The following is a 17,058-nucleotide window of genomic DNA, read 5'->3' as shown; positions in this document are numbered from 1 at the left end:
CCCGGGTCAGGCTGCCCCCAGCTTCACCGCCCTGCTGCGACAGGGCGGCGGCGAAGGTCTCTCACCTCCCCACGATCAGTCAGCGCCTCACGGCGCACGTACCGGTAGTGCCATATATCGGCTTTGCGGGACAGCCGGGTGGTGGTCTTGCGGATGAGGCGGCCGGCCTCGTCGTAGTGGTAGCGGGTACGGCCGTCGCGGATGAGCAAGTTGTTGCGGTATTCGCGGCGGCTGTCGCCCTCGGATTCGGGCAGAGGCGTATAGGAATCGTCCGAGTCGGCGACTGTCGCCGTCGTGCTGGTATGCGGTTCTGATTGCAGCGCACTGGTGATGTTACTGAGTGCGTCATAGGTGTACTGCTCGGCGATTGTGCTGTTGCGGGTGATCGATGTGGCGCGCCCAACGGGGTCGAGGACGTAATCGCTCACCACAGAATTGGTGTCGGGGCGGGTGAGGATGTGGTTGATGAGGTAGCCGTCGAGGCGGTAGGCGTATTCGTCGTGACGGAGTGTCCGCGGGCTGGACCGTGGTCCGATGTCGAGATTCAGTGATGTAGCAGGGTTGGCGATCACGTGCTGGCGGGTGACGCGACCGATATCGGACAGCGTCCGATCGATAGCGATTTCGCCGACGCGCCAACTTTTGAGACGCCCGATCGAGTCGTAGTGGAAGGCGAGTTTGTGTCCGTCGGCGCTAAGGCCGCGGACTTTTCCGGTGCCGTCGTAGTCCCAGCCGGTGGTTGCGCCGGTGGGGGTGGTGCGGCGGATACGGCGACTGTACTGGTCGTGGTCGTGGCGCATCGCCGGTTGGTCGTCGAGTTGTTGTGAGGCGAGTTGGCCGGTGGCGGTGTAGGTGAATTCGAGGGTGTGAGTGGGGTCGTCGTTTGTTCCCGCGATCGCGGTCAGGACTCGTCCGGCGAGGTCGTGGGTGTATCTGATCCAGTCGCCGGTGTCGGTGGTGACCGCGGTGAGGCGGCCGAGGATGTCGTGGGTGTGGTGGCGGGTGATGCCGGTGGCCGGTGTGATCGTGGTGGCTCGTCCGGCGGCGTCGTGGGTGTAGCGGGTGGTGGCGCCGGTGTAGTCGGTTTGTGCGGTCAGGCGCCCGGCTGGGTCGTATTCGTAGGTCCAGGATTGACCGAGGGGGTTGGTGACTTTGGTGAGACGACGTTGGCTGTCCCAGGTGTAGTCGGTTGTCGAGCCGTCGGGATCGGTGCGGGAATGCAGCAGATCGAAGGCGCCATAAACGAAGCGGGTGAGATTGCCTGCGCGGTCGGTATGCGTGAGAGGGTTGCCTTCGCCGTCGTAGGTCCACGACTCGGCGTAGCTGTCGGGGTCGATGCGGCGCAGCAGTTTTCCGTCCGGTGCCCACTCGTAGTGGGTCTGGGCGTCCATGGGATCTGTAACTCGGACGGGACGGCCACAGGAGTCGCGTTCGATGCGCGTGGTTGCACCGGTCTGGTCGACCACCTGGACCGGCAATCCGGCTGCATCGACTTCGATACGTGTCGAGGTGTTGTCGGCATTGGTGAGCTCGGCGATGGCACCGTTGGAGTGGTAGGCGTACGCGGTTCGGGCTCCCGCCGGGTCAACAGAGGCGGCAAGGTCTCCGTTCTTGTTCCATTCCTGTTCTTGCACAGTGCCGTCGGCGTCGGTGACTCGGGTAGGCCGGTTGCGCCACATGTAGTCGATCTGCACGGTGTGGCCGTCAGGGCGGATGATTTCGGCGATGTCGCCTTCGCCGGTGTACCGGTACCGGGTCACCGCGCCATCGGGTGCGACGACCCTCAGTGGTTTGCGGTCGGCGTTGTAGTCGAAATGCGTACGACCACCGGCGGGATCGACCAGGTCACGAAGGCGGAAGTCGCGATCGAAGCCGTGGGATGTGGTGGCGCCGAGGGAGTCGGTGACGGTGGTGAGACGGCCAGTGCCATCAGGGAATTCGAGGTAGTCGAAATCGGTATCCAAGATTCCGGCGGTGCCGCGCTGGAAGATGACACGGCCGGATTCGTCGTAGATGTTGACCATCTGGTTGCCGTTGGAATCGGTCCAAGACGTCAGCCGATGTTCGTCATCGTGGGTGTAGCTCGTGGTAGCGCCGACAGCGTTCACCACCGTCGACAGCTCGCCAGCGTCGTACCCGAATTCCCTTAATCGGGTTCGTGTTTCGGCGCCATCAGGGTCGGCGCCGAGTACAGATAGCCCGGTGACGCGTCCCGCGGCGGTGTCGATGCGTACTCGGTAGCCGCCCGAATGTGACACCTCGACCGGTGCGCCGTCGGTGCCGTAGCGGAAGCGGATCCGGTTGCGGTGGCGGTCGGTGATCGCGGAGATGGCGTAGTTGCCCAGGCGGGACTCGATGCCATCGAGGGTCGGTTCGGGCGCGAAATGCCAGAGTATTTCCCGCTGTTGATCCCAGATGCGGTAACCGCCGACCTCCGTTCGGGTCAGCGTCCACCCCTGTCCACCGGTCATCGGTTCGGCGGCGACACCCACCTCTGCATGCGGGTAGGCCAGCATGATGCCGTCCTCGCCGAGGAAAGTGACGCCTTCGTGCTCGACGACCAGACGCATATCCAGGGTGGTCGACCACGATGGGCCGAACCAGCGGCCGTACCGGTAGTTCGAGCGATGCGTGCGCCGCAGAGTCAGTGCGAGGACACCGGGAAGGTCGACATCGGTTTCGGGGAGCAGAAATTCACCGGTCGCAATATCGACCGGATCCTCGGAACACGTTTTATCGCCCTCAACGCGGTCGTGGTCCGCACCGTTCTCTCGCGCGGTATCGCCAGCACCTTGATCGGCCTCGGCTCGCTCCTGCGGGGTCGGGTGCTCCTGCGGCGAATCATGATGGGACGGTTGGTTTTCTGGGGATGCATTGTCGTGGCCATTGGGGTTCGTGCCGTCCCCGTCCGGGTGGTTGGGTTCTGTCCCGTCGTGGGTTTGACGCGGACTGCCGTCACCGTGATCGGTCGGGGTGTCAGGCGAATCGGTGTGAGCAGGTGGGCTCGAGTCGGGATCAGGGTGCTGGCCGGGTGTCTCGTGGCTCGGGTTCGGTCCTGCGGACACCTCCGCATCCGGTCGAACCGCTGGAGTGTCGGAGGGCTGGTGGGGAGTTTGGGGCGCATCACCGGGATGCTCACCGCTGGGGTGGGAGTCAGGTGCCGCCGGATCGGGGTGCGCCTGCTGCGGCGCATCCGCCTGAGAATGCCCCGGTGTGGTGTTGTCGGGCCCTGATGTGCCGGAGTCCGTTGTGTGCGTCGGTGTTTCAGGTTGCGGGGTGGTCGTTCCCGGTTGTGTCGGAGATTCGGTTGTCGCGTTCGGGTGTGTGCCGGACTCGGTGGCGCTCGGCTGGGTTCCGGACGGTGTGCCCGGCTCGTGCCCAGTCGGGCTGCTCGACGGTGTCTCTGCTGTCGGATGTGTGCCGGCCGGTGTACCGGTTTCATGCGGGGTCGATGACGGCGTATGCGCCCCGGATGTGGCGCTGCCGGGAGCGTGTGGGGTGGTGTGCGGGGCGTGTTCTGCCGCGCTGGCCACGGTGTGGGTCGCTTTGCTGACCTTCGAGACGTCACCGATCTTGTCCAACGCGGACAGGGCAGGTTTGGCCGCGCCCGCACCACCGGTGCCCACGGTGGTGATCAGATCCCCGGTCAAAGAGCCGAGGAACTCCGACGGATTCTTGCGCGCACCAGACAGAATCGAAGACACGGTCGCCCCGGGGTCAGCCGCCGCGACCACCAGCCCGGTGCCCAGATCCGACATCCCCGAGAAGTATTCGGCCGGATGGGTCAGGTTGTAGGCGTCCATCGGGCTGACCTGACGCACGAACTGCACGATCCCGGTGAAACTGGTCAACAGCCCGGAGGTGAAGTTCAGTTTCGCCTGATCCAACGCCCCCGACAGATCCGAGACATTGTCGGTCCAGCGTTCGGTGAACGGCGGTTCGGTCGGGGCGGCCTCGGTCGCTGTCGCCAACGCCGCCGTGACGGAGGCTGCTGCGTTGTCCCGCTGGGTGCGTGCGCCGCGCAGGATCTCGCGGGCCTCGTTGCGGATCGAGGTCCACGTGTCGGTCAGAGGCGTCTTGCGTTTCTGCTCATCCGACAGCGCGTTCCACTGGTTCTTCCTCGTGGTTTCCTCGGTATCGGCCGCTTCCCACTTCGCAATCGCATCAGCGGCTTTGGTTTGCGCGGCGGTGACCTCGTGATACCAGCCATCGAGCACACCCGATGCCTTGCCCATCGCATCAGCGCCCTCCCACCACAGCTTCGGCTGTTTCGCGAACTCGGTGTGAAACTCCTCGGCCGCCGACCCGGTCCAGTCTGCGGTGTTGACCGTGCGCAGCGCGTCACCGGTCTTGCCGATCGAGTCGCCCATCTTCTGCAGTGCATCAACGGCGTTGTGGATCGCTGAGGGTTCGCCCCGGATCAGTTCTTTCGGGTCGGTGGTTTGTCCGAGTTCGCGTTCCTTGATTTCACCGCCGGCGAGATCGGCGATCCTGTCTCCGAGGTCGTCGAGGTTCTCCGCGACTCCATCGGCACCGACCTTGCGCGCCAGCCCCGCCGCCGCGTCCAAACCCGCGTCGGCGAGCTCACCGGCCTTCTGCGTGGCCGATTCGACGCCGTGCTCGACCGCGTCACCGACCTTGTTGACGAAATCACCGAGACCACTCACCTATTTCGCCCCCTGGTCGTTCATGATCTCCGCCGCCCGCTCGGCAGCACCGGTATTCCAATGCCGCGGGATCCCCGGTATCGGACCGTTGTTGCCCAACGCGTCCGGGCCCACCGCCTCGATCACCTTGACGTTCGTACCGATATGAGTGAACGCATTCTGGAACGATTCGGCGCTGTAGTCGGTGTGGCGGATCTGATTGAACTGGTTGTCGGCCAACGTGTCTCCCCACGACCGCGCATCGATCTCTTCCTTCGACAGATGCGGGTTGCCCGTCAGCTGCGTGAACATCTCCTTGAACGTGTCCGAGAACTTCTCATCCATGATGTGATAGCGCCCTGCCGCCAACCCCAACGTCTTGGCGATCTCGTTGCCTGCCTGCACCAGCGCCCGCACACCCCATGACCAGCGCTCGGTGAAGGTCTCGAATGCGCTTTGTACCGACGCCTTACCTGCCTCCATCGGCGAAAGGGTCAACAACGAAAACCCCCGCCCCATCGCCCCGGTCTCCCCGACACCCAGATCCGACAGCTCACTGATGACCCCGGTGATCCCGTCCGCCGCCTGCTGCAGCACCGCGGGATCCACATTCAACTGCTCCCCCACCGCTACCTCCCGTCCCCGATCGAATCCTCGGACACCTGCGGCGGAAACGCTATTGGCGCCGAACCGGTGATATCGACAGCCACACCGGTGGGCTCCGACCGCCCCGCCGCGTACTCGACCAGCCGCCACCCCAACAGCAACTGATACCGATACTCCTGATCACCAGCGACACCCCGCGCAGCCATATAGCGGGCGTACTCCTCGACACTGGTGAACGCACAAATCCAATCCACACCCCCGAGCCGGGACGTGCACAGGCGATCATCATCGACCAACGGCACCAACAAACCGGCCTGCCGGAACGCCGCCGCCAGCACCTCCGGCTGCCCGAAACCGGCATAGAAAGCAGCGATCTCCGCCCGCAACGCGGCGCCACTGTCGAATTCAGCCAATCGCCTAGCCACCCCGCTCACGATCTATCGGCTACCCACCAAACCAAGGCTCTCGCAGCATACCTACGGCTCGCCGGCCACCGCCCGATCCAGGAATGCTCGCCAGTTCCCTTGGGATACCGAACCAACCGACCGCACCCACATCCCGCAGGGAATACGCGACCAGTTCAGCGGATGCCATGCTGTCCATCACACCGTCGACCGGCGTCTGGGATAACCATCGCGCTGCCCAGTCGGTGGCGATGCCCGGCATTCAGCTGGAGAGTCAGCGCCAAGGGGTTCAGGGCGTCTCCTGTTAGTCCGCAGCTAGCAGTCGCTCTAGTTCATCCCATCCTTCGGCGCTGGACTGGTGACGGGCTTGCATCGCGCGCGCGTTCTCGACAGCCAGGCAACCGATCCGCAGCGCCAGTGGAATATTCATGTGGCGCAACGCTGTCCAACGTTGCTTGTCGTCCAGCATGACGAACCGGGACAGCGTCTTGCCCGCCGCGGCCGCACCCGCCAAGGCGTGCGCCGCGAGGAGAAGCTCACCACGCAGCCTTTGTCGTCGTTCATCGAGATCAGCACTGCCAGTTGCGACGTACGCCTTCGCATGGACGTGGGTTCGCAGAACGACTTCGGTGGCCAGAACACTCAGCGACGGCGTAAGAATCCCCGATCGCACATTCAGCCCATTTCCCGCGGAAGGGCCGAGGTAGACAGCATGTGCGAACTTGCGGAGATCTCGATTGTCGAGCTCATACAACAACGATGACCCGGGCAGCGGCAGACTCATCGGTGTAACCAGATCCGCCGCGAGGTGCTTGACCCACAGCACCAACGCCTCCGAAGTGGATTCGACCTCACGGAATCTACCCGATACTGAGACCGTCTCTTTCTCTCCGTGATCCCAACGCACCCCACGGAATTCGCCAGTACGTATCTGCCGCAGCGCCTCCAACGGCCGAGCGAGATCATGTCCGGCAGAGCGGACACGATGGGCTCGCCCACCGAACCCCGGCCCGGTGTAGTCGATCGGCAGCCGCTTCCCGGCACGCTCCCAAGCCCGCATCCGCTTGGTGCGTCGAATCGGCTCCATCGATTTCACGACCGCGCGGTCCAGCGCCGAATCGAACCACGCCGCAAGCGCTCCGACGATGCCGGTGACACCGACCGCCAGCAGGTCGTCGTGATCCCAGGCACTGCGCTGGCGCGCCCGCCAACTCTCCAACTGTGCACGTTGCACCGGTGTCAGAGCGGCGTCGAAATCTATATCGAGCCAACCGGACTCGGCGCGCACCCGATCGTTGATCGCCGTCATCTCGGCGTACGACGCAGGTATCGGCTCGCCGCGAACAATCACCGCATCCCCATCGGAGAGCGCCGATACCGTGGCCGCCTCGAGCTCAGCCATCCGTCGACTGATGGTGTCGAGATTCCGATCGATGGACTCGTCCATCTCAACTCACAGCCGACTCGGGAATACGGCTGAGCACGACTTCGATTGCGCTCTCCGCCATTTCGACCTGATCACGCTCGAGCCGCAGCTCATCGCGCAGCCGCCGGTTCTCCACCGTGAGTCGCTTGTTATCGGCGCTGAGACGCCCGATCCGCGCGATCAGCAACTCACGATCCGCGATAAGGCTCTCCAAACGTTGATGCAGCGCCAGCACCACGCGTCGGCGCTGTTCGTCCCGATCGGTCTCCTCCGCGAGCACAACCCGATTGATCAGATCCAGACGCATCGCCCCGACCACGACCTGTCCGGCGGCCAACGGAGTCCAGCGCGCACCGCTCGCGGCCGCACCCGCGACCACCACACCACCGACACCGGTGACCAACGCCGTACCACCGGCAACACCGAAGCCGCCCGCCGCGATCGCTCCGCCACCGAGAGTGGCCAGTCCTGCCGAGGTGGCCGCCGCGCCGGAAAGTCCTGCCGCCGTGCCGATCGCGGTGCCGATCAATGGCGCGGCCCAGCCAGCGGTCGCGACTCCGACACCAAGGCCGAGCACACCGGCCACCGCTACTCTGCCCCAACGGACGTTCTTGCGGCGGAGCCGACGGATGAGCGCCTTCTGCTCGGTGAACATCGCGTCGAGGTCTGAGGCCCTCGCTTCAGGAAACCCCGCGGTCAATGTCCGCAGTATTTCCTGACGGGCCGATGCATTCCACCTGCGCTTGGCGGGCCAGGGGTCGAAGAGCACGAGATCGACCAACACCAGCAGAGAACGGCTGCGGGAACCGATACTCCGCGGTGCCCGCCGACCGAAATCGGCAACTCGCTGCGCAACAGGAGCGATGCCATTCGACTCGATCTCGGTGAAAAGTTCCGACACGAATTGTGTGTCGGAGGTGGGACTTTCAGCAGAGGCTAACTCCGTACACAGCCGTGCTACCGCCTCGTCACGAACCACCCGCTTCGCCGCGATCTCGTCCTCGTCCCGGGTTGCCGCCAGATCGACCTGCATCATCGCGATCTGCATCGTCGCGAGCGCAACAGATTCCGCCCACCCCAATACGAACTGGCTGTTGTCGGGCTCGTCGTCCGTCTTCACCACACCCCCAAGCATTTTCGGTCTGGCCAGTATCACAGAAACCACTGAGGACTCCTGGCGATCGGGCGGTTTCGACGAACGGACCGTCGCGGCTGCGCTACCTGCCCACGTGGTACCGACGTACTCATTGAGTCGTACTGGATCCGCTGGGCGGCCACGGTGGCGAGCAAACTGCCACCAGCGCAATGGAAATCGGGGCCGACCGAACCACCCTGCGCGCCCGCGCGACTGTGTTCGATGTCACTGTGTCCGTACCGTTCACCGGCCTCGCCATCAAGGCTGTCCTCGAACATCGGGACGGACCCGCCGTAGACGTGCTGGTGCCCTACACGGCAACAGCCGACCAACCTAGAGATCGACTTCAACGCCGCCGATGGCGCGGTCGGCACCGCCAGATTGTGGACCTGACAGAGCCCGTTCCTGCGAGTTCACGCAGGCCCCTGTATGTCACGCCACGATCTGGACGCTGTTGAGGATGGTGGTGAGGTCGGCACCGAGTCTGTCCAAGTCCGCCACCGTTGTCCGCCCGACCAATAAGACCGGGTGGATTGCGCCGTTGCATGCGCAGACGACGAGGCGGTAGTCCTGCCACCATTCGACCTGGGCGAGCGAGAAGGCACCGGTGACTTTTCCACCATTCTGGCCACACACTGTGATCTTTTGATCGTCGCGTGTCCGCCAACCCGGTGTCGTCTGCGCTATCTGGCGCGTCGCTACCACGGCCTCCTCCACCTTCGATGCGGGGCCGAGGGGGTTGACGGTAATCGTGGCGGTCGGACTATGGAACACCTGCGGAAGCTGATCTCTGCGCTGAATGGTCAGCCCGCGGGTGTCGACTCCCGGAACCTCGGTGCGCTCCCATCCCGGAAGCTCGGGAACCATCACGGTGAACGGCTGCTCGGGCCCACGGTCAGTTGTGAAGACCCGGCCCGTAACAGCGTTGGCGTCACACGAGTAGGTCACTGCTGATGTAGGCATCGCCGCGGTCGATGTCGACGGTGTATCGGATTCGGGTGCACTGCACGCGGCAACCACCGACAGTGCTACCAGGACCATGGGCGCCGACCGAAACCGGTCGCCTCGAACAAGATCCATAACCGAATTCAAACACGACGGCCCGAGCCGACCACCCAGGCCGCGAAGGACACCGACATCGCCAGGGAGGCTTCCGAATTCGTTGGGACCGTCATTCCGGACAATGCCTCCGTGCTCGGCCCTGTTCCCGAATCGGTCGCGCACGACAGCTCCCCGGCCTGAAGACGGTGCCTTCCGGGCACGAGTGCACTGGCGAATCTCGTTGGAACAGAAGCTATGTGGTGGCGGCTGCTGCGAGGATGATCGAATGAGTGCTGAGACCGCCGACCACGGTGAGATGGGCAAGCAGTTCGCCACCCTGGCGACGGACAACGCTTATAACGCCCATATCGACCGGCCGGCCATGCTCAGGCTTGCCGGTGACGTCAGCGGACTACGGGTTTTGGATCTTGGATGCGGGGCAGGCCACTACGGCGCCGAACTGCTGAAGCTGGGGGCCGCGCAGGTCATCGGCGTCGAGGGAAGCGAGACCCTGCTGCACGCCGCGCAGGAGCGACTCGGAGACAGTGCCATCCTGCACCACCACGACTTGGAGAAGCCGCTGACCTTCTTGGAAGATCAGTCGTTCGACCTGGCCGTGATGGCCCTCGTCTACCACCACATAGACCGGCGCGAGCAGCTGCTCGCCGAGATTCGACGCGTTCTACGGCCAGGCGGCAGCCTGCTCGTCTCCACAACCCACCCCACCAGCGACTGGACCTACTTCGGCGGCTCTTACTTCGCCGATGACCGCGTTGAGCTTCCTCTCGGAAATGGTTCCATCAGCTACCGGCGGATGACGCTGGAAACGTTCCTCGCCGAGCTTCTCGGCGCCGGGTTCGTGCTCCAAGCGCTGGTGGAGCCGCGGGCCGCCGAGGAAGCTCGGCTGGTTGATCCACGTCGATACGACAAGACGCACCAACAGCCGCTCTTCCTGAGCGTCAAACTCCGTCGCCCGTAACGACGTAACTCTCCGAGACTGTCCCTACTGATGCTTGCCCGAACGGTTGCGCCAGCCAGCCGATCTGACAAGCCAAGTCGAGCCGTCACCTGATCACCGCGCCCTGCGCCACGTATTACGGGCGACGCACGTCTGTCGGCGTGACCGACTATGCGCTGGATCAGCCTCTTGATTACCCTGACAGGGGCCGTGACGGCACCCATTCGGACAGTTCCGGTACCCGACGTCACCATTAGGGATGCGGGAAACCCGATCCACGAACACGGGTGCCTGGCTCGGCGAGATCGAAGGATCGATCTGACGTTGTGCTTCTTACGGCAAAAGCGCTCGGAGACAGAGCGATTGGCCCGCCCGGCCTGTCATGATCACCCTGGCGCCACCGTCCAGCAGGGGCTAGGAGAACAAACCCAACGCCCTTGTGGGACAGCCCGGATGGGTTGTCCCGCAAGGGCAGCGCCTCACCCCAGCGGGGCCATCCACGGGACTGCGTTGTGAGCAAAGCTCTGCTTGACCGGCACCAGGTCGGCATGATCATCCAACGCCGTGATCGTGACCCCCACCAAGCCAGCTTCATCACCCTTGGACGCGACCGAGGAACCGCACTTCGGACAGAACCCGCGGCAGACCTGTGGGAAGGTCTCGAACCAGGTCGGTTCCCCGCCCGGACCGGTCCACGCGAATCCTTTCTCCGGGAAGGACACCCACGACATCACCGGGGCGCCTGACAGCCTCTGGCAGTGCTCGCACGAGCACAGGTGAGGGAAGTCCGGGGCACCGGTCGCGGAGAACCGGATATTGCCGCAGAGACAGCCGCCGTTCACATCGCTCCTTCTTGCTGGACACCACGCCGTTTAATCCAATGCCGCGCGTCGTTGACCAACGACAACCGACGCTCGGCAAGGCCTTCTCCGGCGCGGCACCGAGCAGACATGGTCACTCTTCGCATCATCGAAACCGGTGGTCACCGGCGCAGCCACTTTAGACTGGCGACGTGTTCCGGCTGATCTTGTTGGTGCCGCTGGCCTGCTGGCTGCTGGCGGCGCGAGCGCCCCGCACCCGGTGGCGCGTGGGTGCGGTGTTGGCGGTGCTGACCGTGGCCGAGCTGGGTGTGGCGTTCGCGGGCCCGCGAGTGCGCCACTATCAGCACAGTCTCGAGGTGCTGATGATCGCCGCCGGTGTCGTGGTGCTGCTGGCGGGACTGATCTGGGACTGGGCCGATACCGACGGTGGTGGGGTGCGGCAGTGGATCGCCCGGGTGCTCGGCGGGCTGTACGGCGTACTGGCCCTGTTCGTGCTGCTGTTCTTCGTGCTGAGCGACCTCGGCGTCTTCGCGACCGCCCCAGCCTACGGAGGCAAGGCCGTCGCGACCCCCGACGCCGAACTACTGCTACCCCTGCCCGCCGGCCTGACGGTCGCCGACTACACGACCAGCTGCGAGGACTCCAACACAGGTCTCTACTGCAAGCGCACCTTCGCCATCGCCGCCGCCGACGGCACGCCCGATGATCAAGTGGCCGGCCGCTTGCTCGCTCATCTGGGTGATTCCGGCGGCTGGACATTCGGTTCCGCGGGCGAGGAAAGGCTCGCCGACTGGAGCGGTACCCGGTGGCGCGCCTGCCGCACCGCGGGCTGGTGGCTGGATCGCCAGAACGAGCACGTCTCGGTCTTCGCCTTCACCCCTGGCATACCGCACAGCCGATTCGCCCCGGCACAGGCAGCCGTCACCGTTGAATTCGGGTTCTCCCACCAGGTCTGCGAATAGCGCGGGCGGACCAGCCCGGCCGGCGGCGATCGGACGGATCCGCGCGGCAGCCGATGCCTTTGGGAACAAACTCCGGTTCATCTCCGCAGCCCGTCGCGCTCCAGCGGCAGGCCGCCCAAATCTGTTGGCGGCGTGACAACAACTGGAACGATCCAACATCATGATCAATTGCAGGGCAGAAGAATACGAGATCACCATCGACCCGGACCGTCTCGACGTCGACCTGGTGCACCGCCAGCTTTCGACCGACGCCTTCTGGGCCCTTAGCCGCACCCGCGAAACGGTCGAGCAGTCCATGGCGCGTCGCTCAACTCCGGCCCCTACGACAGGTCTCGCGAGGCCTTTCTCATCTTGTTGAGCCGACGGATACGGGCTTCGATGGCTTGTGGGCCTCGCTCACGTTTTCGCGCTTCTCGTGCCGCCCTGTCCGAATTCATCGCTCTCCCAGCTTATTTGATCGGGTTACCATTCGCGTTGTTCCTGACCACCCCATCACCGCCGATGGGGTAGCCGGTCACGACTGAGCCGTCGGGAGCGACGATGACTTCGATTTGGACGCCACCACCTATGGTGGCATCCATGACTGCGACGCAGGAGACACGAGATGCTCTGTGGCGGTGCATGACCCGAGGCTATGCTAAATTCCGATAGCGCACCGGGACAGCTCCGCGGATTGCGCCAGCGTAAGTTGTTTGGGGGGATAGCATGGCTGATTTCGCTGTCGACGTATCCAAACTCGCCGGATTCCGACTGGATCTACAAGACCTCGGCACCAACTTCTCCTCGAACGCCAACCGGCTGCTGCCGATGATGTCACTACCCACCGGGACGACCGGGCAGCTGGCCACGCTGACGCCAGCGATTCAAAGATTGCAAAGCACACTGTCCAGCGCACACCAGAACGACCTGAGCGTCCTCGGCGCACTCGGCACGAACCTGGGCACCGCGGACAACCGGTACCAGACTTCCGACCAGCAGCACGCCGACGCCATCTCCCAGACAGCGACCGCCACCCTCGACGGGCAGGACGTGCCCGCGACGAGTTCGGCACACGGCGTCTCGCGATTCAGCGGATTGCAGCTTCCAACCCTGCAGGACGTGCACGAGGCCCAGTACACCGTCCGCCAGGTGGTCACCGCGAGTATCGAGATCTTGACCCCCTACGACGAGCCGCTGAGCCAGGCGATCGGCATCAAACCCGTCGCCGACTACCTTTCCCCACTCGTGGCGGACTGGGAGGCACTGCAATCGGTAGGTAAACGGATCGGCCTGCTCGGGATCAACGATTACGTCACCTCCGAAAACCTCTCCAGCGGTACCAGGTGGTTGCAGACCAGCTGGTCCGGGGAAGCTTCGACCGCGTTCGGAACCGCCGCGACCAGTCTCGGGCAATCGATCGCCGGACGCAGCAGCGACCTCGACGCGGTCGCCAAGATCGTCGAAAATGGCGGGCTGCTCCTCGAACGCCTCGTTTACAACCAGGCGATGGATCTGGCCGACACCATCACCAAGTCCATGAACTTCCAGAATTTCACCCTCCCCCTGGGCGTATGGGCACAGCTGATCCACAGTCCCATGCAGGATTCCATGAAGTCCCAGATCTCCTCAGCCGTCGACACGCTGAAGAAATCGGTCGCGACCCGGCAGGACACGATCTCGACCACCATCAAGTCGATCTCCGACGCCTTGGACTACGAACCGGGCCGAACCGCCCCTTCCTACAACCCGAGCGAATTCGAGCTGCCCGACAAAGTGACCGTGGACCTGGGCGCCAGCCGGTACGGATACGGCGACAACGTCTGGTGGGAACACACCGTCGGATCCGCTGGCTGACCCGACCGCTTTCGACAACGACGAACGAATAGAAACCATGGCACCGATTCCTGGACCACTCCCCGCACCGCCGGCTGATCCCGGGCAGGGCGCGTGGGGTTCGCAACCCATCTACAGCCGCGCCGACGACGTCGCTTTCGCCAAGGTAGCCGCCGCGGCATCCGTGGCCGCAGACGCCGCGGGCTGGACACATGCCTCAGCTCACCTGAACCACTACCTCGACAACACCGGCAAGCTGCTGACTATCAACGCCGACGCCGTATTGCGGGATGTGTCTGCGGCTGACACCAAAGCAACCTCGATAGCCGAGACCGAGATCCGGCGGATCACCACCGAAGCGTCGGCTGCCCAGAACTATGACAACCCAGTGCAATTCCAGTCGCAATGGAGCGGGTTCTACATAACCCGGGCGCTGAGTGACGACTGGTTCTTCGCGATGGGCGGCATCCATCTGTCAGCCACCGGTGTAGTGACAGTGCGCAAACCGGCCGGCGGTGCCGAGCCGAGCATCATCGCCGAGTACAAACTGCACGTGCACGACCGCTACAACTGGGACGGTGACAAGAGCACCGAGATCGCCGGTATCACAGTCTCGGACAAGCGCATGGGAGCGCTGCACACCGCGGGCTTGGCGCGGGAGTACGACATCGCAGGATCCAGCGAGGTCCGGCGATTCGACGGGACAGTACCGTCGAACGGACCGGTGAACCTGCCAGGTACGCCCGGCGGCCGCGACGGCGATAGGAGTGATCCCACCCGATGAGGTACCCAATGCCTGGAATCCGGCAGATGAAGCTGGCCTGTGTCGTCGCCGGCCTCATGGCCGTGACGGTCGGCATGACCGGTTGCGAAACACATGACGGCGACCACCGATCGGAGCCGACCCACGCCGCGAAGGACACCGACATCACCAGGGAGGCTTCCGAATTCGGCGGAATCATCATTCCCGACAATGCCTCCGTGCTCGGCGCCCGATCGGAGCACGGCCGCGACACGCTCTACCGGCTAGCCATATCCACCGATCCGCAGGGCCTCACCCTGCTGCTGGCCACCTCGAAATTCGCCGCGCCACTGACCAAAGTCTTCCGCGTGGCCGAAACCACCATTGCGGGTCCGCCTCTGGAGACTTCGCCGTCGATCATGCAGGCCGAGGACGTCTACCATCGCCCCGACGGAAAGTCGGTCAACCGGATCGTCATCGTGGACGAGCGCGACCCGTCGAGCCGCTTCGTCCACATCCAGCTGTTCGACACATGATCCGCGTCCTCAGGCGAGGATCAGTAACCCCACCAGCGCCGCGACGAACAGGAGCAGCAAGAGCACGGTCGCAAGGGCGTTTCCGCCAGCGTTCAGCGAGGGCCGCTGTGCCACAGTGGGTTTGGGGATTCGACCACGCGGATCTAGCCAAGACGGCGGCTGAGACGACCATGGGTATGCTCGCCGAGGCGATTACGCGGCCTTCGCCGAGGCCCACGGCTACGACATCACCAGCTGGAGCGGGTTCACTGCCCTGCGGGCGGTGATGCAGGTGAAGATGATCACTTGGCCGGCGCAGAACGTCGACCACTCTCCTCGCATCGCGGCCGAGTACGCCAAACGGATCACCACGATCCGCACCGGGGTGCTGACCGAGCCCTGGCGGGGGTTCTGAGCTCTTGCCCTGCCCAGGCTCGCGCGGGGAACCGCCTGCGGCGCTTGCCTTGGTGTCGCCTTGATTGCCGACTGCGAGAGGTCAGATCTCGCCGGAATCCTTGGCCCTCTGGATGCCGTCCTCGATGAACTCACGCGCATGCTCATCCAGCAGTCGCTGGAGGCGTTCGGGGTCGACATCATCCAACTCCTCCTCCAGGTTGATCTCGATCTCGAATTCGATCTCGGTCTCTGCGAGGTCGGCTTCGATCTCGAACTCCATGTCGGACGGTGATGGTGTCGTATCGGTCAATCTGGTGTGCTCCCGCTCGGATTGCTGGATGGCCTCGACCCGGCCGAGCCCTGCGTACAAACTAGCACCGAAGATTCTAAGGTTCTCTGGTGCTTGTCACACGAGAGTTATATACTCGTTAGCAAAAACAACGGTGCTCTCGTTTTATCGCACCTTGGTTGAAGACCTATAGGTATGAACCGGATCACCGTTACACCGCGCATCAACAGGAGGGCCGATGGCCGGCAGATCTTCATCGCCACAGGGCGGCAACACCAGCACATTCAGCGTGCGCATGCGCGAGCATCACTACCAGCTACTGGAGCAGATCGCGATCCTTCGCGGTGTCCCGGTCGCCGAGCTTGCGCGCGAATTCCTCCTCGACGGCATCCGCAAAGCCTTGGATCCCGTCCAGATAGAACAGGTGATGGACGAGCGGAAGCAGAAACTCCTAGAAGCGGCTAAAGCAATGCACACAGCAGAGCTGCACAACGCCTGAATCGCCCGGCAACGTCGGGTCACAAGAGGGGACGATAGAACCGTCCCCTCTTTTTTCATGTTTAAACCGTGACATCAGAGGTTCTCGTCATTGTAGAACCGTTACATCAACGGTTCTTGCGAACCGTCGGTTCTTTTCGTAGCCTCGTGTTCATCCCACAGAGAGTGGCGCGGGTCGGGACATCGGAATGGAGGCGAGTGATGGCGAAGGTGATCGTCGATGAGATGAAGTGCATCGTGGACACCGACGAGGAGGGTTCGGACGATGTCTATCTGCTGACCTGGCGCGGCCAGATCCCACTCGGCGACAGTGTCGTCACCCAGACCGAATTCACGGTCCACGGCGGGATCGACTTCTGGGACAACCTGGACACCGGCGAAACCCGTCGGGGCGACGTCACGATTGCTGACTACGACCCCCGGTCCTTGTACATCGTCCAGTTGATCGAGATGGACTTCGGACGCGACGTCGCGGGTGATCCCCGACGGGCGTATAAGCAGATCCTCGAAGGGCAATGGGCGTTGGCACTGTCTCGCACCCTTGGACAACCGGCTACCCTCCGGACCGCTGTGCTCACTGCCACGGTCCGCGAGACGCTACGAGTTCTCAACAACCGCGCGATGGAGTTCCCCCTGGGCAACGACGACGAGCTCGGCCCGCCGCGCCGCCTGCAACTACAGGCGGCGAGTAACCCCGCAGCCGTAGAGCACTTCACGGGAGAGGGCGGCCTGTACCGGTTCACATTCAAGGTGGCGTGAACCACCCGGAACACGCCCCGGAAACGGTCGAGAAACCTGGACCTCGGC

General features: G+C 63.9%; 15 protein-coding genes. 7 read left to right on the top strand and 8 right to left on the bottom strand.

Annotation, left to right across the window (positions count from 1 at the left end):
* Positions 1-23: 23 nt before the first annotated feature.
* The 6 genes from ACQPXH_RS01215 to ACQPXH_RS01190 all read right to left on the bottom strand — a co-directional run bounded on the left by ACQPXH_RS01215 (position 24) and on the right by ACQPXH_RS01190 (position 9,087).
* Positions 24-4,667 carry a putative T7SS-secreted protein gene (locus ACQPXH_RS01215; RefSeq protein WP_433600514.1) on the bottom strand — a complete coding sequence of 1,548 codons (4,644 nt, stop codon included), beginning with the start codon at positions 4,665-4,667 and terminating at the stop codon, positions 24-26.
* Positions 4,668-5,273 carry a type VII secretion target gene (locus tag ACQPXH_RS01210; protein ID WP_433600513.1) on the bottom strand — a complete coding sequence of 202 codons (606 nt, stop codon included), beginning with the start codon at positions 5,271-5,273 and terminating at the stop codon, positions 4,668-4,670. It abuts the gene before it with no gap.
* A gap of 2 nt (positions 5,274-5,275) precedes the next feature.
* Positions 5,276-5,665 carry a hypothetical protein gene (locus ACQPXH_RS01205; RefSeq protein ID WP_433600512.1) on the bottom strand — a complete coding sequence of 130 codons (390 nt, stop codon included), beginning with the start codon at positions 5,663-5,665 and terminating at the stop codon, positions 5,276-5,278.
* Positions 5,666-5,960: 295 nt separating this feature from the next.
* Positions 5,961-7,103 carry a hypothetical protein gene (locus ACQPXH_RS01200; protein ID WP_433600511.1) on the bottom strand — a complete coding sequence of 381 codons (1,143 nt, stop codon included), beginning with the start codon at positions 7,101-7,103 and terminating at the stop codon, positions 5,961-5,963.
* A gap of 1 nt (position 7,104) precedes the next feature.
* Positions 7,105-8,205 (bottom strand): hypothetical protein, encoded by a 1,101-nt coding sequence (locus ACQPXH_RS01195; protein WP_433600510.1) that lies wholly within the window; start codon positions 8,203-8,205, stop codon positions 7,105-7,107.
* Positions 8,206-8,649: 444 nt separating this feature from the next.
* Positions 8,650-9,087 carry a hypothetical protein gene (locus ACQPXH_RS01190; protein ID WP_433600509.1) on the bottom strand — a complete coding sequence of 146 codons (438 nt, stop codon included), beginning with the start codon at positions 9,085-9,087 and terminating at the stop codon, positions 8,650-8,652.
* Positions 9,088-9,544: 457 nt separating this feature from the next.
* Between ACQPXH_RS01190 and ACQPXH_RS01185 the strand changes: the two genes are divergently transcribed.
* The gene (locus ACQPXH_RS01185; RefSeq protein ID WP_433600508.1) at positions 9,545-10,237 is read left to right on the top strand and encodes a class I SAM-dependent methyltransferase; all 693 of its coding nucleotides are present in this window, start codon (positions 9,545-9,547) and stop codon (positions 10,235-10,237) included.
* A 458-nt stretch (positions 10,238-10,695) separates the two neighbouring features.
* Here ACQPXH_RS01185 and ACQPXH_RS01180 read toward each other — a convergent pair whose 3' ends face one another.
* On the bottom strand, positions 10,696-11,058 hold the full coding sequence (locus ACQPXH_RS01180) for a GFA family protein (RefSeq protein WP_433600507.1): 363 nt from the start codon (positions 11,056-11,058) through the stop codon (positions 10,696-10,698).
* A 170-nt stretch (positions 11,059-11,228) separates the two neighbouring features.
* On the opposite strand from ACQPXH_RS01180, the gene ACQPXH_RS01175 reads away from it, so the two are divergent.
* The 4 genes from ACQPXH_RS01175 to ACQPXH_RS01160 all read left to right on the top strand — a co-directional run bounded on the left by ACQPXH_RS01175 (position 11,229) and on the right by ACQPXH_RS01160 (position 15,089).
* The gene (locus ACQPXH_RS01175; protein ID WP_433600506.1) at positions 11,229-11,999 is read left to right on the top strand and encodes a hypothetical protein; all 771 of its coding nucleotides are present in this window, start codon (positions 11,229-11,231) and stop codon (positions 11,997-11,999) included.
* Positions 12,000-12,704: 705 nt separating this feature from the next.
* Positions 12,705-13,832, top strand: a complete 1,128-nt coding sequence (locus ACQPXH_RS01170; protein ID WP_433600505.1) for a hypothetical protein — start codon at positions 12,705-12,707, stop codon at positions 13,830-13,832.
* Between the two features lie 37 nt (positions 13,833-13,869).
* A complete protein-coding gene (locus ACQPXH_RS01165; protein WP_433600504.1) occupies positions 13,870-14,595 on the top strand; it encodes a hypothetical protein in 726 nt (241 codons plus the stop codon).
* A gap of 8 nt (positions 14,596-14,603) precedes the next feature.
* Complete coding sequence (locus tag ACQPXH_RS01160; RefSeq protein ID WP_433600503.1) at positions 14,604-15,089, top strand: hypothetical protein; 486 nt, start codon at positions 14,604-14,606, stop codon at positions 15,087-15,089.
* Between the two features lie 475 nt (positions 15,090-15,564).
* Here ACQPXH_RS01160 and ACQPXH_RS01155 read toward each other — a convergent pair whose 3' ends face one another.
* Positions 15,565-15,834, bottom strand: coding sequence for a hypothetical protein (locus ACQPXH_RS01155; RefSeq protein WP_433600502.1), 270 nt, complete (start codon positions 15,832-15,834; stop codon positions 15,565-15,567).
* Positions 15,835-15,991: 157 nt separating this feature from the next.
* On the opposite strand from ACQPXH_RS01155, the gene ACQPXH_RS01150 reads away from it, so the two are divergent.
* Together ACQPXH_RS01150 and ACQPXH_RS01145 are read left to right on the top strand one after the other, a co-directional pair.
* Positions 15,992-16,252, top strand: coding sequence for a hypothetical protein (locus ACQPXH_RS01150; protein ID WP_433600501.1), 261 nt, complete (start codon positions 15,992-15,994; stop codon positions 16,250-16,252).
* 200 nt (positions 16,253-16,452) lie between these two features.
* Positions 16,453-17,010 carry a hypothetical protein gene (locus tag ACQPXH_RS01145; protein WP_433600500.1) on the top strand — a complete coding sequence of 186 codons (558 nt, stop codon included), beginning with the start codon at positions 16,453-16,455 and terminating at the stop codon, positions 17,008-17,010.
* Positions 17,011-17,058 lie beyond the last annotated feature (48 nt).

The organism is Nocardia sp. CA-135953 (assembly GCF_050955735.1).
In the GTDB taxonomy this organism is placed as follows: Bacteria; Actinomycetota; Actinomycetes; order Mycobacteriales; family Mycobacteriaceae; genus Nocardia.
This window is presented reverse-complemented; position numbering and strand designations above follow the sequence as displayed.